This window comes from Ruegeria sp. YKSE079 (assembly GCF_059612845.1).
The window spans coordinates 1-1,233 of the sequence record NZ_JBXWRJ010000054.1 but is presented as its reverse complement, the minus strand read 5'-3'; the positions used below and the strand labels follow the sequence as shown (position 1 = coordinate 1,233).

Below are 1,233 nucleotides of genomic sequence, written 5' to 3'. Positions count from 1 at the left end.
TGGTCTTGTCGCGCTTTCGTGCCGCTCCAAGTGCTCATTTAGGCCACTTGGCGCTCGAAGGCCAAGGGGCTTTTCCCTCCCAGTGCTGAATGCCGACGGCGCGGGTTATAGAAGCCGTTGATGTATTGGAAGATGGCGGTCTCAGCCTGCCGACGCGTTTCCCACGATCTGCGCCAGATCAGCTCGGCCTTGATGGTTTTGAAGAATGTTTCGACGGCGGCATTGTCATAGCAGTTGCCTTTGCCGCTCATTGACGCCTTGAACCCATGCTCTCGCAGGATTTTCTGATAGTCATGCGAACAATATTGACTGCCCCTGTCGCTGTGGAAGATGCAGCCCCTGGACGGGGCTCGCAAGGCAATGGCCATCCTCAGCGCCCGGATCGCCAGGTCGCGTTTCATGCGATTGCTGAGGGCCCAGCCGATGACGCGCCGCGAATGCAGGTCCAGGATCACGGCCAGATACAACCACCCCTCGCGGGTCCAGATGTAACTGATATCACCGGCCCATTTCTGGTTTGGCTCGGGCGCATAGAAATCGCGATCCAGCAGGTTCGGGGCGATGTTGAATGTGTGATCGCTGTCCGTGGTTGCTTTGAATTTACGTGTTCTTTCAACGACGATCCCGTTGTCACGCATCAACCGCCCGACACGGCGGTGTCCAACATTCAGGCCCAGTTCCTTCAGCTCCTCCGTCATCCGAGGCCTGCCATAGCTGCCAAGGCTCAGGCGCGATTGTTCCTTGATGTGGGCCAGAACGACCATGTCTGTGCGCTGCCTACGGCTGGCGGGGCGGCTGCGAAATGCTCGTAAGCCACGAGGGCTGACGTTCATAACCTGACACAACCGATCTGTTGGAAAGCTGCTGCGATGTTCCTCGACGAACCTGAACCTCACGGCTTTTGGCTCGCGAAGAACTGGGTGGCCTTTTTTAGGATGTCCCTCTCCTCGCGAAGTATGCGGTTCTCGCGCCGAAGCCGTTCGTTCTCAAGCGCAAGTTCGCGATCCTCATGCGACACCACATCCGTGTCCCGGTGCGCCGTGATCCACTTGTTCAGTGTCGACATTCCGACGCCCAAATCGTCAGCCACCTGTTTCCGCGTCAGCCCGCTGGTCAGTGCGATACGCACCGCATCTTTGCGAAATTCGTCCGTTCTTCCATGTCCCATAGCTCGTCTCCTTTGTTGCAGTAAATGCTATCAAAGGAGCGGCATCAAACCGCGACAAGACCAAT

At 57.3% G+C, this 1,233-nt stretch carries 1 protein-coding gene; it reads right to left on the bottom strand.

The genetic code is table 11. The features are described 5' to 3' along the window. Nucleotides 1-38: 38 nt before the first annotated feature. Nucleotides 39-1,168, bottom strand: a protein-coding gene (locus AC2FMY_RS21965; protein WP_496808108.1) for an IS3 family transposase whose coding sequence is annotated in 2 segments (ribosomal slippage) — nt 39-925 and nt 925-1,168 — 1,131 coding nt in all. Because the reading frame shifts where the segments join, the coding sequence is not laid out codon by codon here. Nucleotides 1,169-1,233: the final 65 nt, after the last annotated feature.